Here is a 25,321-nt window from a genome sequence, read left to right as displayed (position 1 = left end):
ATTTAAAGGAAAGGTTAAAAAAACCTTTCCTTTAATAATTAAAATTAAAAATGACGCTGATAAAACCTATTTCACTTGTGCTTTTTACTTTATTATTCTTCTCTTGTACCAGTAAAAAAAATAATGAAACTCCTAAACCTTTAAATGAATTAATTGTTTGCATAGAAAACTATTCTAATAATCAAATTGCATTAAGAAAAGAATCTAGTTATCAAAACATTGATAAAAGTCTCTATACATCAAAAAAGAAGATAGATACTATTAATATAAAATTAAATAAAGGTGAATTTATTTATTTAAGTCATAAAAAAATTGTTCCCGATACTCTCTTTTTAGGTAAAGGTGACAGCATAAAGATTAAAGCTTATGAAGACAGAATAGAATATATTGTTAACTCCTACAACCAAAATAACAAACGATTTAAAGAAGTTTCACAAAAATTAAAGCAAGATAGCATCTATCAAAGCTTCAAAAAACAAATAGATTCCTTAACTAATATCTTTTATTCTATAAACCACAATAAAAGGCCGATGATTGGTAATAATGATTATCAAAAATTTGTTAGCTATCCTGTAAAAGTAAACAGAGGTATATATCCTTCTAAACATGAAGAAGAAAAAATTCTTTTTAAACTATTGAACAAACTTTACTTGTATAAAATTGATTTTTTTAAAAAACAAGAGCTACCTAATGATTTAAAAGAGCATTTAAGATATAAGTCTTTAATAGAATATAACAATAAATTAAAATTATTCTATCGTTATTTCAAATCAAAAGCTGCTAAAGGCAAACTCAATTCAACCATTTTTATAAACGACAGCCTTCTTTTAAACCCCTATTCCAAAACATTAATGCTTTCTTTCTTAAGAAAGAATGTAATTAAATCTAAACCTACCTATACTCGCTCAAGACAATACATTAACTATGTAGAGGCTTTTGATAATGCTCCTTTATATTTTAATGACTCACTTACAAAATATGCTCGGTTTTTAAGTATTGAAGCTATGATTAATTTTGGAGAATCTTTTAATGTTACTAGATCAAAATTTAATGAATTTAAAAACAAATACCAAGATGACAGATTAAATACTATTCTGGAAGACAAGTATTTACTTGATATTGATATATTTGAAAATATTAAGAATGATGTAAAACTTATAAATCATAATCAAGAAATAAGTTCTTTGAATGATTTAATAAAAAACAACAACGGTAATTACATATTTATCGATTTTTGGGCTAGTTGGTGTTTCCCATGTAGGGAATCTATGCCGGACTATCAAAAGGTGATACATAAATTTTCAAAAGAAAAAATCACTTTCCTTTACCTTTCTATTGACAAAAATAAAGACAGCTGGTTGAGCGCTGTAAAAACTGAAAATATGGAAAGTTATCAGCATAGTTATATGGTGCTAAATCAAGAGAGTGCAAACTTTTTAAAATTAATTAAATTGGTTAATATTCCAAGATATATACTTCTTGATAAACAAGGAAAAATCGTTCATGAAAATGCTCCTGGTCCTAAAGGTGATGAATTAACTGTTTTTTTAAATAAATACCTAAGTAAGTAATATTAAACCTAAACATATAAAAGTAAAAACCGAACATTTTAGTTCGGTTTTTTTAATAACTAAATATCAAAACCTTGCATGCATTATTCTTAAGGAAAAGAGCTATAGCCTTTAAATTAGTTCTCAATAGTTCTACTGAGCGAAGTCGATGTATGATTTTCGTACCTCTAAATCACTCGAACTGACAGTTTTCTATATTCCTGTCTCTAAAGGCATCAACAGGTTTGACACTCTTGATTTATTTTCTTGCTTTTACGACTGTTTTTTACTTCTTCTTGTTTGTTTTTTATATTTTGCTTTCTAAAAACTAACCGAATTTTAAAACTTACGTGTTGTAAAGATTAAGAAATTTTCTTTCAACTTATAACTACTCTTATATCATGGCTATAAACTATCCTTTTGGTCTTCCGTTAAAACATAATTTTGCTGAATTTGTACACTACAACGGATTATTTCTTCCGCATGAAACGGATAGAATTTTGAATTTATGGATTGAGAATCAAAAAATTAAGGCTACGCTTAGCGGATCTGACACTTATGATGATGAGCTTAGAAAAAGCGATGTGATGTTTATTGAAAATACTCCTGAAACTGAATGGATTTACAACCGATTGGCAGGGTTGGCTATTCAGTGTAATAACGAACGGTATTGGTTTGATTTATTGGGTTTTCATAACAATTTGCAATTGGCTAGCTATACTAAGGGAGACTTTTTTGATTGGCATTTGGATTTTGGTGCGGGTGAAATTTCTGATAGAAAACTGAGTATTTCCATGCAGTTATCTGACCCTGATGAGTATGAGGGTGGTGATTTACAGTTTATGCTAAATCAAAAAATTGTAAGTGCTCCTAGAGAAAAAGGGACCATCATTGTTTTTCCTTCTTTTATGATGCATCGTGTTACTCCTATTACCAAAGGGGTTCGTAAGTCTATTGTGGGTTGGGTTGCGGGACCTCCGTACAGGTAGTGGTTACTCGCTAGTTGTTAGTTGTTAGTGCTTAGTTGTTAAGAGTTCGCGATTTATTTCTATATAAAGTTCTTATGATGTTACGGCAATTGCCTTTGATAAAAAGGTCTGTGCCGTAGTGTTAGCGGAGTATGTCGTGATATCAGCGACCCGTGCCGTGGTGTCTGCGGAGCATGCCGTGATATCAGCGACCCGTGCCGCGGTGTCAACGGAGCATGCCGCGATGTCTTCGGAGCATGCCGTGATATCAGCGACCCGTGCCGTGGTGTCTTCGGAGCACGCCGTGATATTAGCGACCCATGCCGTGGTGTCAACGGAGCACGCCGTGATATCAGCGACCCATGCCGTGGTGTCTTCGGAGCATGCCGCGATATCAGCGACCTTGACAACTACATCTGAAGTCGTTAATGACACGTAAAACTGCTTTTATTACTTAAATAACTAAGCTTATGGGATTCCATAAGAATGTATAGATATTTTGTATTAGGTTCGCAGGGATTGTAAATATAGAATAATAGCCTTGCCAAAATAGTTGTATAACGTGTATTATACTTCTATATAAATAAGTTGGCCACAATTTGAAAATGAACATAATAATAGACAGTACAGAATTTAAAAAAGATAGAGGCTTAAATAAAGCTGATATTTCCTTAATTAAGGATATGGGAACAGAAGAGTTGATAAAACTTCATATTCCCTACTTTGTTTATAAAGAATGTTCTTCAAGTTCAATAGCTGATTTAACAGTCGATTTAAAGCAATTACAATCGACCTTAAGTTCTTTTGAACGAAAAGGAATGGGGAAATCTGATTTTGAAACGGCAAAAAAAATTGAAAAAGAGATTCTTAAATTAGAGAAAAACGTTGTCACATCTAATAAAGAACTTTGGGATGATTTTGTGGACGAATCAAAAGCTGAACTTTATGAATACGATGAGAAAGATAGTATAGCCGTTTTTGATGCTTATTTTACTGGAGATAAACCTTTTAAAAGCCTAAAAAAAAGAGACGATATTCCTGATGCTTTTATTTATGAAACAATAAAAAAAGTATCATCGAAGGAGGAAGTCTATTTAGTTTCTGGCGACAATAATTTGAGAGAAAAATGTGAATCATTAAAAAATGTAAATATTTTTTCTTCATTTGAAGAACTATATTCAAATCCAGAGCTTAAAAAGCTTCAAAAGAAATATGATAAATTAAAATATAATCAACGTGTTGCAGATGCAAAAGATATTTTGTTAGACAGCAAAGATTCTTTCGAAGATGCAGTTTATGGATATTTAGCTAACAAGAGTTATTGGCAATTATATGATACAGGATTACCTTCTGACAACGGTGAGGTTAATGTATATGCAATAGATGATGTGAAAATTGAAATTGACGAATTAAACATAAAATTCATTGATGATAAATTTTTCGTTCCAATAATTGTAAATGGAGAAGCTTCTGTTGACTATGCAGTTTTTAAGGCTGATTATTGGGCTGATGATAGCCTTCCTGGTATTTCAGAAGATTTAAATAAACACTATTTTTTACTTGAAGATGTAGTTCCAATAAAATTGACGAAAACAATAAGTATTGAATTAGATGAATTGAATGAGGACGAAATACTTGAGGTAGAAATTGATGAATTTGATAAAATAGAAATTGAATAAAAAACTGTGGGCAACAATGGCTATAAGTAATTGCTTGTTCTCGCCTACTTCTGAAAATTACAAAAAACATGAAGAAAATATTTACATTGCTCACTTTAATTATTATTTCAAATCTTTCATTTGGACAAAATCTAGAAGATCTAGACAGTTACACAGTTGATGAATTTTATAAAAAAGTAGAATTAGATGATGAAACTTTAAATGAAGATGGTGATGAAATTGAATATATTTATGTCAAAACAAAAGTTGATAAGGGAGATTATAAAATTGAATTAACTGATGGTGATGGTGACCTTTATGAAATTAAAGGCACAAATTTATATGTGACATTTAATGGATACTTTGGTTATGCTGGATATTCGAAAAAATGCATTATGAAAGTTGATTATTATTCAGCCAAAGTTTACAAACTTGAATAAATATGAAAAGTTATATATTTCTAACCCTATTCTTCTTATTAACTCAGCTTACTTTTGGTCAAGATATTCCCGAAATATTAAAAAAATATGAAAAGGGAATCATTGTAACTCATTCGAAAGACACTATTTACGCCGAAGTATATAATGGGTCTAAACCGAATCGAATGAAGTATGTTTGGAATTATGAAACATCAGTTAAAACCAAAAATAAAGAGTTGGAAATAGTTGAATTTGGAGGTTATAATTACATTAATAATGAATGGGATTCAAATACAATTTTCGGTAGACCTTTTAATAAATCTGAATTTTCAAAATGGTATTCTTGTGAAAACGGGATTTTAAAGTTAGGCGAAACTTATTCTGACAAAAATAACTGGACAACCAGCGATTACATATACGGTGATACAAAAACAGGACTTTGGTATTTTATTGGAAAAGACTCTAATGGACAGAAATATATTGGTTATAAGAAATTTGTTTTAGTAGGGAGATTAAGAGACAAATAAGAGTAATTCGTTAATAAATTTACCTTAGATAAGGTGTTAGTTTTATATATTTGATAACGTAAAAAATTGCTAAGATTTATAATATCACTTGTTTTTGTTGGGGTAAAAGAATTGGAGTTTTGTGTAAAACAAGTTGCCATTAATTATGAAAAAACTAATTCCAATAGAAAAAAGAAAATCCGAATTAAAAAAGTTTGGAGCTAATAAATATTTTATTGAAAATATTGGAAAAATAGATGAACTAAAATATCGTGTTGAGAACGTGGAAGGAGCTTATTTCTACTTTCCAACAATTTCTAATTATAAAATATTGAATGAACTAAATATTATTCCAATTTATGACGAAGGAGAATCTTTCCGAGTATTTGGATACAATGATTCGATTCAAAAAATCTTTCATTTTGAATTAGAAAATGATGAAATATATAACGATTATGGAACTAATTGGAATTTACTTCTTTTAGATATTATGTTTCAATACTTTAATGACGACATTGAGAACGGGCTTGACACCATTAGATTTAAAAAGGTTGGAGATAAATTAGGGTTTGACAAATCAGAAACTTTATACAAACTATTAGATGTTCCTGTAGACGAATACAACGAGAAGTATAACGAACTTGACAAATGGAAAATCGAATTAGCCGAAAAGTTAAAAATACTACTGTAAATAACAATGTATATAAAAAATAGGCGAAGCAGTAATAATATAAAGGGGTTTGGCTCGTATCAAACCTTATTAACCAAAAACTCAGTACTTGGAAACCGCCTACTTTTCATATGCTAACCTTTGTAAAAAACATTTAAATGAAGACTTGGACAGTCAAAGATTTACTGTATAAAACTTTTGAATTTAGAGAAATGGTTCCTAATTCAAATGAATGGAATGAAAGTTCTCTGAAATATAATGAACCGAGATTGATTCGTTTCAGGAGACTGAATGCCTTACTAAAAGCATTTGGCCTTACTAGAACGAAAAAACAGAAAAATAGTTTATGGACGATGCTCAGCGGTAAGAAAAGAGCTAAAGAAGATGAATTGACCAAAAGCGAAATAACACCTTTTTTGCGTGGAGATTTCATTCTCAAAAGAGAATCAACAAAATATCCGAGAGTTCAAGAATTGATTGAAAAAGAAAAATCATCCGAGTCGGATCCTTTTAACGAACCAAGAGATGTTTATACATTCTACAATCATCTGATGAAATATAGAATTGAAATTGATAATGTTCTTAGACACAATAGTGTAGTTTTAGAAGCAAGTAGTTTAGGGTTTCGCTCTGCAATTACCCTAACAGCTGAATTGAACAATGATTTATATAAAAAAGCAGTAAAAATTGACGAGTTATTATTTGAAATTATAAATCCAAATGACCTCTCATTTGACGAAGAAACCTTGATTAAAGAATATGGCTTTCCTAAAGAAAATTTAAATGCTATTGATGTGGATAATTATTAAAAAACGTTTTACAACAATTTGTATAATTCATTGCTAGCTCTAGCTTACTTACGAAAATCCTCGCGGTCTTTCTATTTGTGATTTATTTGCTAACTTTAGTGCTTAAAACACGTAGCTAATCTTATACAAACACGTTATAAAACATATGAAAAGAACAGTATTATTGACATTAATATTTTTCCCCCTGATTTTAATTGGGCAAAATTCAGAGAGTTATTTTCCGATTGAAATTGGAAAAGAAAAAAAACTGACTTGGTATAAAGATAAATACGTGGAATCTTTTACAGACTCAACAGAACTAGGTGGAAAAAAATATTATTTGTATTCTCAAAAATTTAAAAATAACTTAATGGAGATGAAAATCCGAATTAGTAACGATACTGTATATCATTGGAATGATGTTAAGAAAAAACATCAAGTATTTTTCGGAGTAAACCCAAAAGTTGGACAAACAATTGGCAACGGAACAATTAAAAAAGTTGGAGCAAAACTAAAAACACCGAAAGGAAAACTTAAAGATTTATTAGTAATCGAAATGAATTATTCGAACGGAATGTCTGATATAAGATATTACCAAAAAGGACTTGGACTCGTCGCTGTGAAAAATAATAAAGGATTAATATCTTATCATATTCCTGATTAAAAAATACGTTTTACAACAAAAAACTGAGGTAAAAAAACAAGTAAATTTTATACTTTTTTAAACCAAAGTACTTTTATAGTTTGTACCTACCACACTATAAATCACTTTTCACAATAGCAAAAGCTTGTTTTAACAAGTTATTGCACACCGCTATTAAAGCAAGTTTTCACCTAAAAAATAATAGATAGAAATATCACTAATAACTTAGTATAATTTAGTTCACCCATCGTTCTTTAATTTGCTATACACCTCTAAGTCTGTAAAAACATTTCCTGTTAGTAGCTCTCCATCTCTTTCAACTCCTTCCAATTTAAAGCCTAACCGCTTAGGTATGTTTTTACTAGGCGTATTTCCTACAGCACATTTTATTTGAATTCTATTTATTTATAATTTCGTAAAGGCAAAATTGCATAACTCATTTACTGATTTTGTCATAATACCTTTACCTTGTTCCTTTTCAGAAAGCCAATAACCTATTTCTGTTTTTTTATTAAGAATGTCTGTATCTTTTAGACCAATCAGCCCTATAAACTCGTCTTGTTTTCTAATTGTAAAAGTATATTCTAACTTTTCTTCAGGAACATTAACGACCGAGTTTACAAAGCTTTCGGTATCCTTTAATTCTTTCGTGTAGGCTACAAATGGCAGCCATTTACCTAAGTAGGTTCTTTCTTTATTAATTATTCTGAAAATATCAGCGGCATCATGCAACTCAAGCTCTTTTAACTCTATACCAGAACCTACTTTTAAAATCCTTTTTTCTTTTTTATAAATCACAAAAAACTACTGATTCCCTAAAATAATTGGCATTCCACTTTTACCAGAACCAATAATAACAACTTTGCTGTTAGTAGAATTAGCTAACCTGTTTGTAGCTTCAATACCTTTATCTTGTAAAATTTTATCTGTTAACGATGCACTTAAAATTCTATTGGCGTCAGCTTTACCTTTTGCTTCAATAATTTGCTTTTCTGCTTCTTTTTGAGCTGTTACTAATCTAAACTCATATTCTAAAGACTCTTGCTCTTGTTTTAATTTTCGTTCAATTGCTTCTTTAATAGTTGATGGCAAGGTTACATCTCTAACTAAAATTTCATTTAACTGAACATACTGTTTTTCTAATATTTTTTTTGTCTCTATAAATATTTCATCTTGAATAGCATCTCTTTTACTAGAATATAACTGCTCTGGTGTATAACGCCCAACTACACTACGCGCTGCTGAACGAATTGCTGGCTGAATTACACGTTGTAAATAATTTTCACCTAGTGTTTGATGTAAGTTTCCTAAATCTTTATAAACTGGTTGGTACCAAGCGGATGCATCTATTTGAATTTCTAATCCATTAGACGATAATACTTTCATTTTTTCAAAAAGCTCTTGCTGTCTTACCTCATATACATGTACTTTATTCCAAGGAGCAACTACATGAAAACCTTCTCCTAATGGTGGCTCATCTGTTACAACTCCTCCTCCAAACGTTTTATACAATACTCCTGCCTCTCCTGAATTTATTGTTACCGTAGATTTTGCTATAAAAATTATCAAAACTATGGCTACAGGAATTAGCAATCCAAATTTCGGAAACTTTAACTCTACTTGATTTCTTGTCATTTTTTATATGTTTTATACTCAAATGTACAATTAAATTTATGAACCACAGTTTTCATAATCGCATTCTTGTGATGTAAATTCAAGTTCAAGAGTAATATGTTCTAAATGAAAATCATCATGCAAAACCTGTTTAATTTCTTGTTTTATTTCATGGCTTTTTTCCCAAGACATTTCTTTTTCTTCTAGTACTAAATGGGCTGTAAACACGTTGTATTCCCCATCCATAGTCCATAAATGACAATCATGAATGCTCTTTACACCTTTCATAGAAACTATTCTTTGTTGAATTTCTTCTACAGAAATATTTTCAGGAGTTCCTTGTAATATAACTCTAAGACTCTCTTTTATGTTTTTATACACATTATACAGTACAAAACCAGCAATAGCGATAGATAAAACAGGATCTAATACTGGTACATCCCAAAACTGCATTACAATACTTGCAATCAATACTACTCCCCAGCCTAACACATCTTCTAATAAATGTAATGAAACTACTCGTTCGTTAATTGAAGTTCCTTTTTTTAATTTTAATACAGCTGCTCCATTAACTATAATTCCTAAAACAGCTAACCACATCATGCCTTTGGCATCTGCGCTTTCTGGATTGATAATTCGAGGAATTGCTTCTTTAATAATAAACACTGAACCTATTACTAATACTATCGAATTGATAATAGCACCTAAAAGAGAAAATCGTTTATACCCGTAAGAATACTTCTTGTTTGCCTTTTTTGTCGATTTTTTTTGAAAATACCAAGATAGCCCTAAACTTAAGCTATCGCCTAAATCATGCAGTGCATCTGACATAATAGCCAAACTATTGGTATAGAAGCCTCCAATAAATTCAATAATTGTAAAAGCGAGGTTGAGAAAAAAAGCTACAGCTATATTCCCTGTAGAGTTTCCATGTGAATGATGGTGATGGTTGTGTCCCATGTTTTTATAAATTGACTTTAAATGTATAAAAAAGATGCATTACAACTAAACAAGCGATTATTTAATCCATAATCGCTTGTTGTTTTGTTAATGGGCATGACCTTCCATTCCGCCTGCCATTTGTAATAGTTTTCCTTTTAAATAGTGTGCTCCTTTAGTTACAATAGTTACATTGTAATTATCTTCTTGAATTGTTTTTATTGCTACAAATCCATTATCCGCCCCCCCTACAGTTAACTCAACAGGTACGAATTCATCTGCTGACTTTTTAATAAAAACAAAATACTCTCCTTCATTTTCTATGACTGCTTCTTCAGGAACTGCATACGCTTCCTCTCCTCCTAACAAAATCTGAGCATTGATAAACATTCCTGCTTTTAATCGATTTTGCTCATCTTCAAAATGCCCATGCACATTTACCGTCTTCGTTTGATCATTTACTTTCTGACTAATCAATTTTATATACCCTCTATAAACTACATCAATTCCAGATGGTTGAAACTCGAACTCATCTCCCTTCTTTATTTTAGTTATGTCTGTTCCAAAAACATTTAACTCCGCATGCATATGATCATTATCTATTATTTCCATCATCTCCGAGTTAGCTGCTAAAAACATTCCTTTGTTTAAATTATTCTCCACAACGTAACCAGAAATCGGAGCCTTTACATATACATATTGTTGAATCCCATTAGCTGCAACTGTAGTAGGTGATAATCCTGCCATTTTTAATTGTGCTACATAGCTATTTGCTAAACTTTTTGCAGATCGATAACTTCCTTCTGCTATTTGAAATGATTTTTTTGAGGTAATATCATTTTCTAACAACATTTTCTTTCTTTCATAATCTGCCTTAGTTACTTTTAATTTATTCACCGCTTCAAGGTAAGCATATTGTAACTCTATAAAGTTAGGATGCTGTAATACCGCTACTGTTTGTCCTTTTTTCACCTTATCACCAGGCAACAAATCTGTTTTATAAACAAACGCTTCTAAAGGCGCATATATCGTGGCTTTACTTTGTGGTGGCACCTCTATTGTTCCGGTTACTGCTACTTTCTCTCTAATCTTTCTCTTTTCGATTGCAGCTGTCTCTATTTTAGCTGTTACAATTTGTTGTTGAGTTAAATGAATTCCATTTTCATTATGATCTTCATCGTTCGTTACATTTTGTGTTGTTTTTTCTGCTGTTGCATGATCGTGATCTGAATGATCTTCTTTTGTTGAGTTACAACTAACAACAATAATGATAGTTACTAATATTATTACTAATTTTTTCATGTGTATATTTTTATTCTTTTATATAAAACTCGTAGGCTATTACTGTTTGGTTAAAATTATTAACCAGTGATAAATAGTTTTGCATTACCTGAAAATAAGCGGTAAAACTCTGATTATATTGGTAGGCGTCAATCTCTCCTACTGTATAAGCTAGTGCTAGCTTTTTTATAAACTTTTGCGCTTGTGTAACTGTTGAGTGAATACTTACTAACTCTTCATTTAAATACGTAAGCTGTTCTTGTAAGCTTTTATAATTATTCTGAATTACCATAGCTCTATTATTATTTTCATAAGCTATTTCTTCTTGTATAATTTTTTGCTCTTTTATTTTTGCATTATTAGACCAGAAAGAAAGCGGAATATTTATTCCTACATTAAAACCTGTATAGCTGTTCTCTTTTCCTGTTGTTCTATTAATTATACCAGCTGTTAATGCAGGAAAATAAGTTGATTTTGCTACAGACACACCTTTAGCAGCTACCTTATTTTGTTGCTCTAAACTTTTGATAAAGTCTTTTGACAACGAGTCTTTTTGAATTAAAAAGTCCTTTTTTTGAGGTAGTTTTTCAAACGGTTGTATCAAATAATCAATTTGTAATAACTGCTTTAGTTCATTCTCTACTTGAATAAAGTTTTTATATGTTTTGTTTTTTTGTGACTGTACTCCTAACGATTGTAAAGAGGTTAAATCGTTTTCTAACCCTCCTATTTCTCCAGAGGCATGCAACTTACTCGCTATTTCTTTTATTTGATTGCTACTAAGCTGTTGCTCTTCCATTAGCGATAACAATCCATATAAGTAATTCCATTGCTGATATAACCTTCTAGCCTTTCTTACTGTTTCTTTCTTTGCTATGTTATTATTAATCGTTGCTAAATTATTTTTCTCTTTAGCCAACTTCTTTTTTTGAATATGCGTTAAAATAGAACCGAAATTCTGATTCACAGACCATTCTTTTTCCGCTATACCATTGGCCACACCAACATCTTGATATTGAACTGTTGTCGGGTTCAATTCAATCGCTTTACTTATACCTGCTTTCGATTTTTCAATCGCTAAGGTTGACTTTTTCATCAACACCGATTTTTGCAACGCCAAATCAATAACTTGTTGTTCTGTTAACTTTTGAGGCACTTCTTGTGCTTGAACTCCAAAAACTCCAATTGCAAATACTACTACAATTACTATACTCTTTTTCGCTTTTAAGTTGACTTTCTTTTCAAAAAGCATATACAACACAGGTAAAATAAGTAAGGTTAGCAAAGTTGCAGACACCAATCCTCCTATTACCACAGTAGCCAAAGGCTTTTGTACCTCTGCTCCCGCTGAGGATGATAATGCCATAGGTAAAAACCCTAACGAAGCCACAGCTGCGGTCATAATTACAGGACGTAAACGCACTGACATTCCTTTTTTTACAATCTCTGTAAGGTCTGATATTCCAATGGTTTTTAAACGATTAAACTCAGCAATTAAAACGATTCCGTTTAACACCGCTACACCAAATAAGGCTATAAAACCTACTCCTGCTGAAATTGAAAAAGGCATTCCTCGTAACCACAACGCAAAAATTCCACCAATAGCAGACATCGGTATGGCAGTAAATATCAATACACTTTGTTTAATTGATTTAAACGTAAAATACAGTAACAAAAAGATGAGTAATAACGCTACTGGTACTGCAACGCCTAATCTGGCACGAGCTTCTTCTAAGTTTTTAAACGTTCCGCCATAGGTAATATAGTATCCTGGATCGAATGTTATTTCATCTGAGACCTTACCTTTTAGTTCTTTAACTATACTCGCTACATCGCGTTCTCTTACATTAAAACCAACCGTTATTCTACGTTTGGCATCATCTCTTTGAATTTGATTTGGACCCGTTTTAAAATCTACAGACGCTACTGCTGTTAACGGAATTTGTGCCCCGGTTGCAGTTGTAATGTATAGTTTACGAATATCTTCAATACTAGCTCTTCTATTTTTTGCTAAACGCACTACCAAATCGTAACGTTTTTCACCTTCATATACTGATCCTGCACTTTGACCTGCAAAGGCTGCATTAACAGTAGTGTTTACGTCTTCAATATTGAGTCCGTAATAGGCTAACTGACTTCTGTTATACTCAATTACAATTTGCTGTAATCCCGTCATTTTTTCAACATACACATCTTCGGCTCCTGCTACATCTGGAATAATTCTACTTAACTGATTGGCATATTTTACCAATTTGTCTAAATCTTCTCCATAAATCTTAAGTACAACATCTTGCCTAGCACCTGTCATCAACTCATTAAATCGCATTTGAATAGGTTGTTGAAAACCGAAAGAAACACCTAGCATATTTTCATCTAACAATTGCTGCATTTTTTCTGTGAGTTCATTCTTGGTGCTAGCTTTTGTCCATTCCTCTTTTTCTTTTAAAATAATGATGATGTCTGAAGCCTCTATGGGCATTGGGTCTGTAGGAATTTCAGAAGAACCTATTCTACTTACAATTTGCTCTATTTCGTCTGGAAACTCTTTCATTAATAATGCTGATGCTTGGTTGGAAACATCGATGGTATATGAAAGTGAACTTCCTGTTGATACAATAGCTTGCACAGCCAAATCTCCTTCATCTAAGGAAGGTATAAACTCTGATCCCATTTTAGAAAAAGTGACTAAACTGAGTATAAAAATGGCTACTGAACCTATGACTACTTTTATTTTATGAGTTAACACAAAGTTGAGTATTGGAGTATATACATTTTGTAATGCTGTGATGATTTTATCTGAAATATTCTTCTTGTTGTTGATTGTTTTCTTTAAAAACAACGAACTCATCATAGGTACATAGGTAAGTGATAATAAAAAGGCTCCTAAAATTGCAAAACTTACGGTTAAGGCCATAGGCTTAAACATTTTTCCTTCAATACCTACTAAGGCAAGAATTGGTAAGTACACTATAAGAATGATAATTTCTCCAAATGCTGCACTTGTTCTTATTTTTGAAGCCGACTCGTACACTTCATCATCCATTTGATCTTGGGTTAATTGGGTTCCTGATTTTTTTAACCCTAAATGATGTAGTGTTGCTTCTACTATAATTACCGAACCATCTACGATAATACCAAAATCGATAGCTCCTAAACTCATTAAGTTTCCAGAAACGCCAAACACGTTCATTAAACTAATGGCAAACAGCATTGCTAACGGGATAACCGACGCTACAATTAACCCCGCTCGTAAGTTTCCTAGCAACAACACCAAAATAAAGATGACAATTAAAGCCCCTTCAATAAGGTTGGTTGATACCGTTTTTATGGCTTTATCTACTAATTTAGTTCTATCTAAAAAGGGTTTTATGGCAACTCCTTCTGGCAAACTTTTTTCTATTTGTGCTATTCTTTCTTTTACATTCTCAATCACTTTTGAAGAATTGGCTCCTTTTAACATCATAACAATCGCACCTACCACTTCTCCGTCGGTATTTCTTGTCATTGCACCATATCGTACCGCATGTCCTAGTTGAACTTTCCCTATATCTTTCATCAGTATAGGAGTTCCATTTACATTATTTTTTATGACAATATTCTGAATGTCTTCTGGGGTTTTTATCAATCCCTCACTTCGAATAAAATACGCTTTGGGATTTTTATCTATATATGCTCCTCCTGTATTTTGATTGTTCTTAGACAGTGCCTCAAAAACTTCATTTATACTAACATTTAACGATTGCAAGCGTTCTGGCTCAATAGCTACTTCGTATTGCTTTAAAAAGCCTCCAAAGCTACTTACATCAGCCACCCCTTCAATTCCTAAGAGTTGACGACGAACTATCCAATCTTGAATAGAGCGTAACTCCATTGCATCGTATTGCTTTTCATATCCCTTTTTAGCGTACAATGTATATTGATAAATTTCTCCTAACCCTGTGGTTACAGGTGCCATTTCAGGTGTTCCTACTCCATCAGGAATCTGGTTCTTGGCCTCTATCAACCGTTCACTAATTTGTTGACGCGCCCAATAAATATCGGTACTTTCTTTAAAAACGATTGTAACGACACTTAATCCAAATCGAGAGAAAGAACGTATTTCTTCGATATCTGGAATGTTTGACATGGTAATTTCTATAGGAAACGTCACTAAACGTTCTATATCTTGAGCTGATTGTGAAGGTGCTGATGTTATTATTTGCACCTGATTATTGGTAATATCTGGTACAGCATCAATAGGTAATTGTTTTAGAGAATAGATTCCCCAGCCTATTAATGCCACAACCAATGCTCCAATAATCAATTTATTTTTAATTGAAAATTTGATAATGTTATCTAACATTTTGTATTGATTTAATTCTAGTGTAACATAATTTCTACCGGTTATTATTAAATAATCGGCACAACAGTTTGTAGTTCTTGTTTACACAAGAGCTACTGCTGTTAGTAATAGTAAAATAGAATTAAGACTTAGGTGGCTGGAAAATAGCCGATAAGTATGAATTATAATAGGTGTTTCTATAGAAGTTAATACGGTTTCTTACTTCTAAGAAAATAGGAATATTATAACTATAGTCAGTCGGAATAAAATCTGCTGTAATTGTAATTACGTTACAATGATGGTGGTGTTCTTTGTTTTTTTCTTCTTCTGTATCATTTTCATGATGTTCATCTTGATGCAAAGTATTAAAACTTTCAACATGAACCTCAGTTTCGCTTTCAAAAACAATAGCATCTACATGTGCTTCTAAAGGAGGCACAATTAACAGTAAAGTTAATAATATGATGATGCTTTTTTTCACTAATCTAGTTTAGAGTTACAAAATTATAAAATTTTATGAACCTTCTTTGTCCAATCTGTCTTTAACGTATTCAATTTTTGTTTTACCATGCGCAAAAGGGCTTCCTTCTTCATCTAAACTTACCATAACAATTTTATCAATTGCGATAATTGTTTTTCGAGTTATTTTGTTACGAACCTCACAGCTTAAGGTAATAGATGTTGTTCCAAACTTTACTACATCAATTCCTATTTCAACAATGTCTCCTTGCTTTGCTGAACTAACAAAATTTATTTCAGACATAAACTTGGTTACTGTTTTAGGAATTTCTAACTGAATAATAGCGTATAACGCTACTTCCTCATCAATCCATTGTAATAATCGTCCTCCAAAAAGTGTTCCGTTAGGATTTAAATCTTCTGGTTTTACCCATTTACGTGTGTGAAATCTCATCGTATTTATTGTTCTATATTTTTAGCTTCAAAAGCTATTAAATCGTTATTTACAAAGGTAAAAGTTATTTGTATAGGATTACAACATACCTCACAATCTTCTACATAGGTTTCAGATGTACTAGCATCCAACAACATAGAAATTTCTTCCCAACAATGCGGACATTGAAAAAAATGCTCATACATCATATTTTACCATAGTATTTTCTAACAAACCACTCTATTGACAATAAAACTATCATCAATAATAACAACCATTTCCAATCAACTAAACTTTGTTTTTTGGTAATAGACTTTTGAGTGGTATAAAAAGATGCATCTTCTTGTATCTTTTTTAATAATTCGTCAACTTTATCTGCATAAACAATTGCTCCATCTGTTTTTAATGCCAATTGTTCCAGTTTTTTAAAATTAGCATTGGTAAACTGTTCTTCTATCTGATAATCTTCAATTTTAAACCTACCTGAGCTACTTATATTTTGATTCTTTACAGTTACGGTATATGAATATTCTCCTGAAGCTAATCCTTCAACAGCAACTTGATATGAGTTATTAAATAGCGAAAATGGAATACTTTTTTTAGCCTTTGTTTCTAAATTAGTTACTGTTAGCTCTAAAGACGCTCTGCTATCAAATTGGTAGTTTTTATCAACATAAAATGCACTTATGGTTATCGGTTCATTGGCTGCATACAAACGTTGCGCTTTTACCTCTAAACGTTTCCTCTTTTTAGTGGATGCTAAATACTGAACCAAATTTCCTACAAACGTATCAAAACTTTCAAAATTTTTCTCTTTTAAATAACTGGCAGCTCTCCATTTCCAAATACCTTCACCAAATAGTACTGCATACTTTTTATCATTCTCTTCGAAGGTTGACAATAATGGTTGTGTGGTTTCTACTCCTGCATACTTCTGATACAACAAGCTTTGAGATTCTTTTTTAAGTTGTACTTCTCCAAACTTATCTTTTAGTGGTGGAAATTGACCAAAACCTATATCCTCTTGGTAAAAAGTTAGAAAATCTGCATTGTAAATAGCAGTGTATTCTTCTTTTTGATTAATGGCTCTTTTTTGAACTCCCAAACCTTGACTATTCAAAAAGTTCCAATCTGTTTTAGTTCCTGAAACCAGTAAGAAATTAGAGGTTATTTTTTCTAAAGTGGTTTTAAAATAACTGTTTGGTTGATACAAAACAAAAAACTGATATGCGTCTAAATCTATATTTCTATCTTGTATCAAAGCAATGTCTACTTTGCGTTGTTTATTGCTCTCAATCGCTTTTTTTAGTGCTCCTAAATCTGGATGTAAAAAAGAACTTAGTAATAAAACTTTGGTTTGCTCATCTAAAACTTCAACTGAAAAGCTTTTATAATTGTTCTTCGTGTTTTTTTCATTCGCTATACTACTTATCGACGCTGTGTAATAGTGTACTCCTTTGGTATTAGACACTAAATTGGCTGTAACAGTTTGCACAGGATTTTCTGGTGAAAAACGTACTCTTTTTGAAAAAACTCTGTTCCCATTTTTTACGATTGAAAAAGTAGTGCTTACCGTTTCTTTTCCTTCATAATACAACAATGCTTCTACAGGAAACTTGTTCTTTACATAGCTATACTTGTTCACATTTAACTGCGAAATTTGAATGTCTTGATACTTAATGGTATCACCAATAACTATAGGAAATACTTTATGCTTTGTTGATGAAAACTCATAATCGTTTCCTTGTGTTTGATTTCCATCGGTTATTAAAATGGTAGCTGCATTTTTATCTTTATTCAACTCATTAACAGCATCAATTGCTTTTGAAATATTGGTTTGTGTTTCAGCAAACGATAAACTATCCAGCACCTTAATATCATTCCCGAACGAAAAATACTGTACGTTAAATTTATCTTGAAGTTCTTCGTTGCTTTCTACTTTTGATACTAATTCTTGAACCTTTTTTTCTTCTTTAAAAAACTGAGTAGATAGTGAATTATCTACCAATACAGATAATACAGGTTTTATGTTCTCTGTTTCAAGAGTTGTTATCTTCGGATTAATGAGTAGTAACCCAATTAAAAAAAGACTTAGTGCCTTTAAGCTAAAAAGTAAGATGTGTACTTTCGGAGTTCTATTTACCTTGTAGAAATATTGAAAAAAAGCAATGGCTACGCTTATTAATACGGTTAATACAATGTAAATTATAATTATTGACTCCACTCAGCTTATTTTAATATGTGAAGATAAAAATATCTAACAAATAAAAACACGTTTTCTCCTTTTTCATTTATGACTTGAATCATAAAAAACTAATTATCAGTTATATAATTTTATCAAAACTATTATATTATGGTAACTACTGAAAACTTAACCACTGAAAAAACACTTCAAAAAACAAATAGCATGGGAATTACGGCTTACATCAATAAAAAAATTGCTGAAGGAGAGCGAAATAGCATTGGTGTATCTATTATATTAATTACTGTAGGCTCTATGATTGCCTCCATAACAGCTGCTTTAGCCGTAAACGGTGATGTTAATTTATTTGCCCTAATTTTTGCTTGTGTAACGGCTATGGGAGCTAATGCTGCCGCCATAAGTCAACGCCCTTTTAAGATAATTGCATGGGCATTTATTATTAATATACTCGGTAATATTTCGTTGATTTTTTACCTACTTATGTCGTAGTTGTAGGCTTCGGTTTAGCTTCAAACATTCTAAAAAAGAGCATAGAAGCTATGTTTCGTGCTCTTTCTTTAGCTTCATGCGCTTTTGTTCCGTCAAAAAGTTCATCAACCGTTTCAAACCACAATTGCAACCAGCGTCCGAAGTGCTCCTGATAGATAGAGTATTCGAACTCTCTATCCACATCTTTATGTGCTTTCATCGGGTTTCCTTTAAACTTTCTAACAAAAAACAAATTCGTTTCCCAAAAATCGGTTAGTTTTTGTAAATGAGGTTCCCAGGTTTCTTCTGGAATTGTTTTCAAAAATATAGGACCTATAAAATCATCCTTCCTTATTTTATCATTATAAAAGGTTGATACTAATTTATACACATCTTCCCTATTTTCTATGTCTCTTTTATCCATTTACAAATCGTTGTTGAAATACGCTACAAAAGTATATCTTTATGCAATTGCAATTTATGACTTAAATCATAATGATTCCAGAAGAACTCTTATTAAAATATACCGCTGAAACGAAACGTTTTCAAAAAGACGAAATTATTTTCTCTGAAAAGCAAACTGCGCACTACTACTACCAAATAGTAAGCGGAGTAGTTAAAATGAATAATTTTAATGATGATGGTAAAGAATTTATTCAAGGGGTATTTTATAAAAACCAAAGCTTTGGTGAACCGCCTTTATTTATCGATGTAAAATATCCTGCCAATGCGGTGGCTATTTCTGATAGTACGATTCTAGCTTTATCTAAAAGCAATCTGTTTAAATTACTGCAAGATAACCCTGAAATTCACTTAAAAATCACCCAAAGTTTAGCAAAACGCTTGTATTACAAAGCTATTATTGCTTCTGAAATATCGAGCCAAGAGCCTGCCCATAGAGTACTCCGCTTTATTGATTACTTAAAAGACGATGTATATAAAGTTGAAGGAAAGTACTCGTTTAAAGTAGCCTATACTCGACAACAAATAGCTGATATTTTAGGCTTACGCGTAGAAACGGTTATTCGCGTGATTAAATCCTTAGAAAAAAAGGGAGACGTAAAAATTAGTAAACGAAAAGTATATCGTTAAAGCTTTCCTACAGAAGCCATTCAATAAAGTGTATTACAAACCATAAAAATTAATTGATTTATGGAATTCCGTAAGATTTTTACACCCCTTGTAGTAAGTTCGCTGGAATTGTATAATTAATTAACACATACCAATAACTCGTTAATAACTTTATTTTAAGTAAAGTACTGGTTTTAATATATTTGATAGCATATAAAAATTGCTAAACTTTACGATATCCCATACTATTCTCCGGATAAAACAACTAAAGTTTAACATATAACGAGTTGTACAACATATAGAGAAAGAACCAAAAGTAATAATGAATAAAAAACTAAATGATAGGTCATATTTATTAGCTAGTCCTGAAACACTAGTCTCACCTCCTGCTGAAACTACAGTGAACGAACTACCCATAAGTAGTTTATCATGGAGTGACTTTGAAAGACTTTGTCTCAGGCTTGTCCAAGAAAATCATTCAATAGATAACTGTGAAATTTATGGTGTAGCGGGTAGTAAACAAGAAGGAATTGACATTTTCGCATTAAAATCTACCGATATATACGACTGTTTTCAGTGTAAAAGATATCAAAAAATATCACCAGGAAAACTCGATAAGATAATTCAGGAATTTAAAGATGGAAACTGGTATTCAAAAAGTGACAAATTCTATTTGTGTACTAGTCTTGCTTTAAACACTCCTTCACTACAAGATAAATTTAACACCCTAAAATCTGATCTAAAAAAAGTCGGAAAGGACTTGATTAAATGGGACAGTGTACAGCTTAATAGAATCCTTAAAAATCATTCATTGATTGTCAGTAATTTTTTTGGAAATGAATGGTGTAAGTTATTTTGTGGAGAGAGCTTTACCAGTGTTCAACAAATAGAAATTGATGCTATCACCAAAGAATTAGTCAACATCAAAGAAATTCTTACAAAAGATAAATCTATTGACAAGGGAAAACTGAATTCAGTTATTGAAAATTATTATGATAAAAACTACTATTGGATAGAGTCTGACAAAGTCTTAATGTTTAACAAAGCCCTTGAGGAATATAATAACACTATTGTTGACAAACGGGAAAAATTTATTTTCAGTCAAGAAATTATTCAATCAATTTTTGATTTATCGGAATTAAAAGAAATTGTTGATGATTGGACGAAAGATTCGTGGTCACCAGAAAATTTAGACCACCTTCGTTTTATTCAAAGTGGATTATTGGCGTATAGTTGTTTGAATAAAATCCCTAAAGATATTCTACAGGATTTAAAATTGTTGAATTGGTGTCCTATTCATCATTTATATTTCTCTGGACATTTTTCTGGTTTTATCAGAGAAATAAATACTTCAAAGAAGTTGAAATTAGACTTGGTAAAAACTTATAAATCTGATAGATATCTATTTGAAAATCTAACTAGGATCATCAATTCCTTAAAAAGATATTTGGAATTCAATGTAAATGAATTGTACGTTGAAAAACCTAGAGCTACGATAGTCAGAAACTTACCTAAAAATTTTGTAGTGGTGAGCACAAGCGATGAACTTACCATAAGAAATCCTCAAAATTTAGAACAGGTGTATGCAAAATTACCACTAGACAAACAATTAAGGGTATCTAAAATTGAGGTAGTAAGAACAATTGATGCAACGATCATTGTAGGAATTAATGCTCGTGATTGTTTTTATTGGAATCCTGAGCAAGATTTACTGGCTCACCATTTTTATAAGGCTTCAGAAAAAGAAAGGTTAAATAATATCTTCTGCAAATTAAATGAAGAAGGTAAAATTGAAACAACAGTACAAATTGGAGTAAAAATACTGGTTTTCAACAATTTCTCTCTTGATAAAAGTTACTGTATGGATTTCTACCTTAATCTGATTCCATATAAGGATAGTTTCATCGGAACAAAAACAAATTACTTAAACAGTAAAGGTTCTCTAGTATATATTACAGATAGCAATTTTCAGTTCACTTCTTTAATAACTATCGAATCAATACGAAAAAGTGTCAGAGAATCTAAGGAAATTAATGAATGGTTAAAATTATCCGAATCAACTGAAGAAACATCTTTTTTATTCGATATACAGAACATTTCTATTCAAATTATTAGTCATAACAACGAAGAGTTGATTCTACTTAGAGGGTCTATGATGGGAACTGGAGTTCTAGTTTTAATTCAATTAGATGAAAAAAATAAGTTCAATATTACAAATATCTATCACTTAAAGGAGTCTAGTTCTATCGCTATAGATTATGTTGACAATAAAAAAGACTTAAACCTTTTTTGTGCCTATCTTGATTTACAAAGAAAAGACTGTGTATTCGAAGATCTTAGAACAAAAAACTTTAAAATAATAGAATCAAAAACTATAACAAGAGATCGTCATGACAGTGAATGTCGTGACATAGTAGGAATTTCTGTAGGGAGAGATGGACTTATCTATCTTAATGAAATGTGCAATAAAATTCTAGTTTACTCAACTAAGAAACTTGAATTTACTGAATTTGAGTTCGGAGAAGAAGAAGTTCACTTCATTAAACATTTTGACAACAGATATTGAACTTGAAAACGTTGTACGACACTGTATATAGCAAATAGGGCGTTCAGTAGTTTATGAAAGTAGTGCTATTTACAAACACCGCCAAATCGTTGATTTGGCTTTTAAAATGAATAAGTTAAAAACAAAATACAACGCTTTGGCTCAGTGCAAACTTGAAAGTTTATCGCTTTCTAATTCCCTACTTGCCATATACTAACCGTTGGCAACAAGCTAAAAAAAGACACGAACTTTAAAAAACACAATTATGCCAACAAATTTTGATAGAACATTTGAAAAGAACAATATTAAATTTAAAAACAAATTTGGTGTTGATTGGAATAAAGAACCGCAATTATATCTAACATATATACAATCTATTTACCTTTCTGCTTTGCATGATGTAGCAAATAATGGTTTAGGACAAGTTTTATCTCAACAAAGAGATACTCATCAATTGCTTCTACATGTCAGCCAAAAGATTGATAAATAAAACATTAGTTTAGGAGAATTTGAATACAGAAAAAGCATTAGATATAATTCTTGACTTTAAAGGAGATTCTTTAAAAGCAAAACTGTCTGAATTAAAAATCAATATGATTGGTAAAACCAAATTGAATATTGATGTTAATAATGAATTATTTAATGCAGCTTTAATAGTTAAAAAAGCAAGTGCACAGATTAATGAAATTGTACACGCAGTTGGTATTATTAATTCATTACCAAGAATTCTAACCGAAAATGAAATTGTAACTAATTTATCACTTACTGCAGGAGCAGAAGGAGATGGATTTGATTTAGAAACAGACAAAAGAATTGCCGAATTTAAATTCTCAAAATGGCAAGTTGGAGGAGCTAAAAATGATATGAGAAAACGACACGTTTTTGCCGATTTTGTAAATCTTACAATATTGAATACTTACAAAAAGAAAGAACTTTATGTTGTAAGTGCAGAAAGTGTTTTTAAATATTTGAATGGACAAGCAAACTGGGAAAAGGTCTTATCTAAAAGCGGTGGAATACAATATAAACTGGCAGAATATCTTAAAGAAATAAACCGGACAGAAATAAAAACCTTAAAAGAAATTTTTGAAATTTCGAGTGTTGAAATAATCGATATTGAAAGCGTACTAAAAAAGCCTGTGCCTAACAAAGAACTGAGGTAAAAAACAAGTTTTATAGTTCATATCATGCGGTAAACCACTTTTTACTCCTATCCTTAACTACAATTCGTTTATAAAGTTCTCTACACACTTTATTGAATACTCCCCGCTAATATTGCGGCATGGGTCGCTGATACTAAGGTATGCTCCGTTAACACCACGGCACGGGTCGCTGATATCACGGCATGCTCCGTTAACATCACGGCATACTCCGTTAACACCACGGCATGGGTCGCTGATATTACGGCATGCTCCGTTAACTCCACGGCACGGGTCGCTGATACTACGGAACGCTCCGTTAACACCACGGCACGGGTCGCTGATATCACGGCATGCTCCGTTGACACCACGGCACGGGTCGCTGATATTACGGCGTGCTCCGTTAACATCACGGCATAGGTCGCTGATACTACGGCATGTTCCGTTAACATCACGGCATGGGTCGCTGATACTACGGCATGCTCCGTTAACACCACGGTATGGGTCGCTGATTGTTCCGTTGTGTTGAGAAAAGCTCAGCGAAGCTCGCTTATGGTTTCGTTGCGTTGAGGAAAACTCAGCGAAGCTCACTTATGGTGACTATCCAATAAGGTGTGTCATAAATAATAAAATTGATAGATTTATAAAACTCCGTAATATTTTATATACATATTGTAGTAAGTTTATTGGAGTTACATAATTAATTAACAAATACCGATTACTCATTAATAACTTTACTTTAAATAACGTATTAGTTTTAATACATTTGAAAACGTATAAAAAAAGGTGGATGCAAAAACTGAAAAGTTAAGTATTAAACCATGTTATTCATATCAGAGTTCGTTATGCTTCATATGAACAAAAAACAAAGAAATGGCAGTTCCAAAAAATAAAGAAGAATTGATTTTTGAAATTGAGAATAACTATTCCAAACTGAAAAAGGACTTAGAAAGTATTCCAACGGAACTGACCAAAGAAAAAGAACTCGAAGGACATGCAAAAAAAACTAAAATGAGTGTGTCAGATTTGGTTGCTTATCTTGTTGGTTGGTCTGAACTCGTCCTGAAATGGAATCACCGAAAAGATAAAGGACAAATTGTGGAATTTCCAGAAACAGGATTTAAGTGGAATGAATTAGGGAAACTTGCTCAAAAATTTTATTCTGATTACGAAAATTTTGATTACAAAACAATTCTAACCGAATTGGACAGAAATGTAGGAAAAATATTAGAGTTAATTAAAACGAATGACAACGCAGATTTGTATGAAAAACCTTGGTACGAAAAGTGGACTAAAGGAAAAATGATACAATTAAACACTTCATCACCATACAAAAACGCAAGAATCAGAGTTCGAAAATGGAAAAACAGAATGAAGAAAAAATACAAACTCATAATAATACATAACTGCAATTAAAAATTACTTCTTTTATAATTATAAAAATAACAAGAAAAGGATTAAAAACTACGCGGTAGGCATTTCTATAGTGACATCTTCTTTAGTGAAGATTCAATAAGGTGAGTTGATTCAGTATAACGTGCTTTTACTACAATAATACCCTCGAAAATAAAGATCAAAAAAAACCTCAATCTTTAAAAGATTGAGGTTTGATAAAGAAAGGCAACGACCTACTCTCCCACCTGTGG

26 protein-coding genes are annotated in these 25,321 nt (G+C 31.7%); 15 read left to right on the top strand and 11 right to left on the bottom strand.

Features of this window, described 5'->3' with window-relative positions; all coding sequences use genetic code 11:
- Nucleotides 1–50: 50 nt before the first annotated feature.
- The 9 genes from ABHQ57_RS14785 to ABHQ57_RS14745 all read left to right on the top strand — a co-directional run bounded on the left by ABHQ57_RS14785 (nt 51) and on the right by ABHQ57_RS14745 (nt 7,223).
- Nucleotides 51–1,571: a TlpA family protein disulfide reductase gene (locus tag ABHQ57_RS14785; protein ID WP_389864110.1), complete on the top strand. Its 1,521-nt coding sequence runs from the start codon at nt 51–53 to the stop codon at nt 1,569–1,571.
- Nucleotides 1,572–1,951: 380 nt separating this feature from the next.
- Nucleotides 1,952–2,539: a 2OG-Fe(II) oxygenase gene (locus ABHQ57_RS14780; RefSeq protein ID WP_389864108.1), complete on the top strand. Its 588-nt coding sequence runs from the start codon at nt 1,952–1,954 to the stop codon at nt 2,537–2,539.
- A 118-nt stretch (nt 2,540–2,657) separates the two neighbouring features.
- The gene (locus ABHQ57_RS14775; protein ID WP_389864106.1) at nt 2,658–2,957 is read left to right on the top strand and encodes a hypothetical protein; all 300 of its coding nucleotides are present in this window, start codon (nt 2,658–2,660) and stop codon (nt 2,955–2,957) included.
- A gap of 166 nt (nt 2,958–3,123) precedes the next feature.
- On the top strand, nt 3,124–4,197 hold the full coding sequence (locus ABHQ57_RS14770; RefSeq protein WP_167714143.1) for a PIN domain-containing protein: 1,074 nt from the start codon (nt 3,124–3,126) through the stop codon (nt 4,195–4,197).
- 68 nt (nt 4,198–4,265) lie between these two features.
- Nucleotides 4,266–4,616, top strand: coding sequence for a hypothetical protein (locus ABHQ57_RS14765; protein WP_167714144.1), 351 nt, complete (start codon nt 4,266–4,268; stop codon nt 4,614–4,616).
- Nucleotides 4,617–4,618: 2 nt separating this feature from the next.
- Complete coding sequence (locus ABHQ57_RS14760) at nt 4,619–5,122, top strand: hypothetical protein (RefSeq protein ID WP_167714145.1); 504 nt, start codon at nt 4,619–4,621, stop codon at nt 5,120–5,122.
- A gap of 145 nt (nt 5,123–5,267) precedes the next feature.
- Complete coding sequence (locus ABHQ57_RS14755) at nt 5,268–5,792, top strand: hypothetical protein (RefSeq protein ID WP_167714146.1); 525 nt, start codon at nt 5,268–5,270, stop codon at nt 5,790–5,792.
- Nucleotides 5,793–5,929: 137 nt separating this feature from the next.
- On the top strand, nt 5,930–6,580 hold the full coding sequence (locus tag ABHQ57_RS14750) for a hypothetical protein (RefSeq protein ID WP_167714147.1): 651 nt from the start codon (nt 5,930–5,932) through the stop codon (nt 6,578–6,580).
- A 145-nt stretch (nt 6,581–6,725) separates the two neighbouring features.
- Nucleotides 6,726–7,223 carry a hypothetical protein gene (locus ABHQ57_RS14745; RefSeq protein ID WP_167714148.1) on the top strand — a complete coding sequence of 166 codons (498 nt, stop codon included), beginning with the start codon at nt 6,726–6,728 and terminating at the stop codon, nt 7,221–7,223.
- Between the two features lie 384 nt (nt 7,224–7,607).
- Here the strand turns inward: ABHQ57_RS14745 and ABHQ57_RS14740 are convergent, their stop codons facing one another.
- From ABHQ57_RS14740 to ABHQ57_RS14700, 9 genes are all read right to left on the bottom strand, one after another.
- The gene (locus tag ABHQ57_RS14740; RefSeq protein WP_231128428.1) at nt 7,608–8,000 is read right to left on the bottom strand and encodes a GNAT family N-acetyltransferase; all 393 of its coding nucleotides are present in this window, start codon (nt 7,998–8,000) and stop codon (nt 7,608–7,610) included.
- Between the two features lie 6 nt (nt 8,001–8,006).
- A complete protein-coding gene (locus ABHQ57_RS14735) occupies nt 8,007–8,837 on the bottom strand; it encodes a prohibitin family protein (RefSeq protein WP_047790493.1) in 831 nt (276 codons plus the stop codon).
- 36 nt (nt 8,838–8,873) lie between these two features.
- Nucleotides 8,874–9,776, bottom strand: coding sequence for a cation diffusion facilitator family transporter (locus tag ABHQ57_RS14730; RefSeq protein WP_167714149.1), 903 nt, complete (start codon nt 9,774–9,776; stop codon nt 8,874–8,876).
- An 87-nt stretch (nt 9,777–9,863) separates the two neighbouring features.
- The gene (locus ABHQ57_RS14725; protein ID WP_167714150.1) at nt 9,864–11,057 is read right to left on the bottom strand and encodes an efflux RND transporter periplasmic adaptor subunit; all 1,194 of its coding nucleotides are present in this window, start codon (nt 11,055–11,057) and stop codon (nt 9,864–9,866) included.
- A gap of 10 nt (nt 11,058–11,067) precedes the next feature.
- Nucleotides 11,068–15,378 (bottom strand): CusA/CzcA family heavy metal efflux RND transporter, encoded by a 4,311-nt coding sequence (locus ABHQ57_RS14720; protein WP_167714151.1) that lies wholly within the window; start codon nt 15,376–15,378, stop codon nt 11,068–11,070.
- Between the two features lie 121 nt (nt 15,379–15,499).
- Nucleotides 15,500–15,838: a hypothetical protein gene (locus ABHQ57_RS14715; RefSeq protein ID WP_159494602.1), complete on the bottom strand. Its 339-nt coding sequence runs from the start codon at nt 15,836–15,838 to the stop codon at nt 15,500–15,502.
- 33 nt (nt 15,839–15,871) lie between these two features.
- Nucleotides 15,872–16,270 (bottom strand): acyl-CoA thioesterase, encoded by a 399-nt coding sequence (locus tag ABHQ57_RS14710; protein ID WP_047790498.1) that lies wholly within the window; start codon nt 16,268–16,270, stop codon nt 15,872–15,874.
- Nucleotides 16,271–16,275: 5 nt separating this feature from the next.
- Nucleotides 16,276–16,455, bottom strand: a complete 180-nt coding sequence (locus tag ABHQ57_RS14705; protein ID WP_167714310.1) for a CPXCG motif-containing cysteine-rich protein — start codon at nt 16,453–16,455, stop codon at nt 16,276–16,278.
- Nucleotides 16,455–18,473: a VWA domain-containing protein gene (locus tag ABHQ57_RS14700; protein WP_389864099.1), complete on the bottom strand. Its 2,019-nt coding sequence runs from the start codon at nt 18,471–18,473 to the stop codon at nt 16,455–16,457. The genes ABHQ57_RS14705 and ABHQ57_RS14700 overlap by 1 nt, the downstream gene beginning before the upstream one ends.
- A 129-nt stretch (nt 18,474–18,602) precedes the next feature.
- On the opposite strand from ABHQ57_RS14700, the gene ABHQ57_RS14695 reads away from it, so the two are divergent.
- Nucleotides 18,603–18,941: a hypothetical protein gene (locus ABHQ57_RS14695; RefSeq protein WP_125345143.1), complete on the top strand. Its 339-nt coding sequence runs from the start codon at nt 18,603–18,605 to the stop codon at nt 18,939–18,941.
- Here the strand turns inward: ABHQ57_RS14695 and ABHQ57_RS14690 are convergent.
- Nucleotides 18,931–19,344 carry a group III truncated hemoglobin gene (locus ABHQ57_RS14690; protein WP_389864097.1) on the bottom strand — a complete coding sequence of 138 codons (414 nt, stop codon included), beginning with the start codon at nt 19,342–19,344 and terminating at the stop codon, nt 18,931–18,933. The genes ABHQ57_RS14695 and ABHQ57_RS14690 overlap by 11 nt on opposite strands.
- A gap of 71 nt (nt 19,345–19,415) precedes the next feature.
- Between ABHQ57_RS14690 and ABHQ57_RS14685 the strand changes: the two genes are divergently transcribed.
- The 4 genes from ABHQ57_RS14685 to ABHQ57_RS14670 all read left to right on the top strand — a co-directional run bounded on the left by ABHQ57_RS14685 (nt 19,416) and on the right by ABHQ57_RS14670 (nt 23,699).
- The gene (locus ABHQ57_RS14685; RefSeq protein ID WP_389864095.1) at nt 19,416–20,012 is read left to right on the top strand and encodes a Crp/Fnr family transcriptional regulator; all 597 of its coding nucleotides are present in this window, start codon (nt 19,416–19,418) and stop codon (nt 20,010–20,012) included.
- Between the two features lie 301 nt (nt 20,013–20,313).
- Nucleotides 20,314–22,557 (top strand): hypothetical protein, encoded by a 2,244-nt coding sequence (locus tag ABHQ57_RS14680; RefSeq protein ID WP_389864093.1) that lies wholly within the window; start codon nt 20,314–20,316, stop codon nt 22,555–22,557.
- 244 nt (nt 22,558–22,801) lie between these two features.
- Nucleotides 22,802–23,026 (top strand): hypothetical protein, encoded by a 225-nt coding sequence (locus ABHQ57_RS14675; RefSeq protein WP_389864092.1) that lies wholly within the window; start codon nt 22,802–22,804, stop codon nt 23,024–23,026.
- 19 nt (nt 23,027–23,045) lie between these two features.
- On the top strand, nt 23,046–23,699 hold the full coding sequence (locus ABHQ57_RS14670) for a hypothetical protein (RefSeq protein WP_389864090.1): 654 nt from the start codon (nt 23,046–23,048) through the stop codon (nt 23,697–23,699).
- Between the two features lie 89 nt (nt 23,700–23,788).
- Here ABHQ57_RS14670 and ABHQ57_RS14665 read toward each other — a convergent pair whose 3' ends face one another.
- Nucleotides 23,789–24,169 (bottom strand): hypothetical protein, encoded by a 381-nt coding sequence (locus tag ABHQ57_RS14665; RefSeq protein ID WP_389864088.1) that lies wholly within the window; start codon nt 24,167–24,169, stop codon nt 23,789–23,791.
- A gap of 379 nt (nt 24,170–24,548) precedes the next feature.
- Between ABHQ57_RS14665 and ABHQ57_RS14660 the strand changes: the two genes are divergently transcribed.
- Nucleotides 24,549–25,091, top strand: coding sequence for a ClbS/DfsB family four-helix bundle protein (locus tag ABHQ57_RS14660; RefSeq protein ID WP_167714159.1), 543 nt, complete (start codon nt 24,549–24,551; stop codon nt 25,089–25,091).
- Nucleotides 25,092–25,321: the final 230 nt, after the last annotated feature.

Origin of the sequence: Tenacibaculum sp. ZH5_bin.1, assembly GCF_042865525.1 — a bacterium.
Lineage (GTDB): Bacteria > Bacteroidota > Bacteroidia > Flavobacteriales > Flavobacteriaceae > Polaribacter > Polaribacter mesophilus.
Note: the sequence above shows the minus strand (reverse complement) of the source record. Positions and strands in the feature narration are given on the sequence as shown.

Coding starts and splice junctions, on each gene's coding strand:
- ABHQ57_RS14785 (WP_389864110.1), top strand. CDS start 51: ATGACGCTGATAAAACCTATTTCACTTGTGCTTTTTACTTTATTATTC.
- ABHQ57_RS14780 (WP_389864108.1), top strand. CDS start 1,952: ATGGCTATAAACTATCCTTTTGGTCTTCCGTTAAAACATAATTTTGCT.
- ABHQ57_RS14770 (WP_167714143.1), top strand. CDS start 3,124: ATGAACATAATAATAGACAGTACAGAATTTAAAAAAGATAGAGGCTTA.
- ABHQ57_RS14765 (WP_167714144.1), top strand. CDS start 4,266: ATGAAGAAAATATTTACATTGCTCACTTTAATTATTATTTCAAATCTT.
- ABHQ57_RS14760 (WP_167714145.1), top strand. CDS start 4,619: ATGAAAAGTTATATATTTCTAACCCTATTCTTCTTATTAACTCAGCTT.
- ABHQ57_RS14755 (WP_167714146.1), top strand. CDS start 5,268: ATGAAAAAACTAATTCCAATAGAAAAAAGAAAATCCGAATTAAAAAAG.
- ABHQ57_RS14750 (WP_167714147.1), top strand. CDS start 5,930: ATGAAGACTTGGACAGTCAAAGATTTACTGTATAAAACTTTTGAATTT.
- ABHQ57_RS14745 (WP_167714148.1), top strand. CDS start 6,726: ATGAAAAGAACAGTATTATTGACATTAATATTTTTCCCCCTGATTTTA.
- ABHQ57_RS14735 (WP_047790493.1), bottom strand. CDS start 8,837: ATGACAAGAAATCAAGTAGAGTTAAAGTTTCCGAAATTTGGATTGCTA.
- ABHQ57_RS14730 (WP_167714149.1), bottom strand. CDS start 9,776: ATGGGACACAACCATCACCATCATTCACATGGAAACTCTACAGGGAAT.
- ABHQ57_RS14725 (WP_167714150.1), bottom strand. CDS start 11,057: ATGAAAAAATTAGTAATAATATTAGTAACTATCATTATTGTTGTTAGT.
- ABHQ57_RS14720 (WP_167714151.1), bottom strand. CDS start 15,378: ATGTTAGATAACATTATCAAATTTTCAATTAAAAATAAATTGATTATT.
- ABHQ57_RS14710 (WP_047790498.1), bottom strand. CDS start 16,270: ATGAGATTTCACACACGTAAATGGGTAAAACCAGAAGATTTAAATCCT.
- ABHQ57_RS14705 (WP_167714310.1), bottom strand. CDS start 16,455: ATGTATGAGCATTTTTTTCAATGTCCGCATTGTTGGGAAGAAATTTCT.
- ABHQ57_RS14695 (WP_125345143.1), top strand. CDS start 18,603: ATGGTAACTACTGAAAACTTAACCACTGAAAAAACACTTCAAAAAACA.
- ABHQ57_RS14690 (WP_389864097.1), bottom strand. CDS start 19,344: ATGGATAAAAGAGACATAGAAAATAGGGAAGATGTGTATAAATTAGTA.
- ABHQ57_RS14685 (WP_389864095.1), top strand. CDS start 19,416: ATGATTCCAGAAGAACTCTTATTAAAATATACCGCTGAAACGAAACGT.
- ABHQ57_RS14680 (WP_389864093.1), top strand. CDS start 20,314: ATGAATAAAAAACTAAATGATAGGTCATATTTATTAGCTAGTCCTGAA.
- ABHQ57_RS14675 (WP_389864092.1), top strand. CDS start 22,802: ATGCCAACAAATTTTGATAGAACATTTGAAAAGAACAATATTAAATTT.
- ABHQ57_RS14660 (WP_167714159.1), top strand. CDS start 24,549: ATGGCAGTTCCAAAAAATAAAGAAGAATTGATTTTTGAAATTGAGAAT.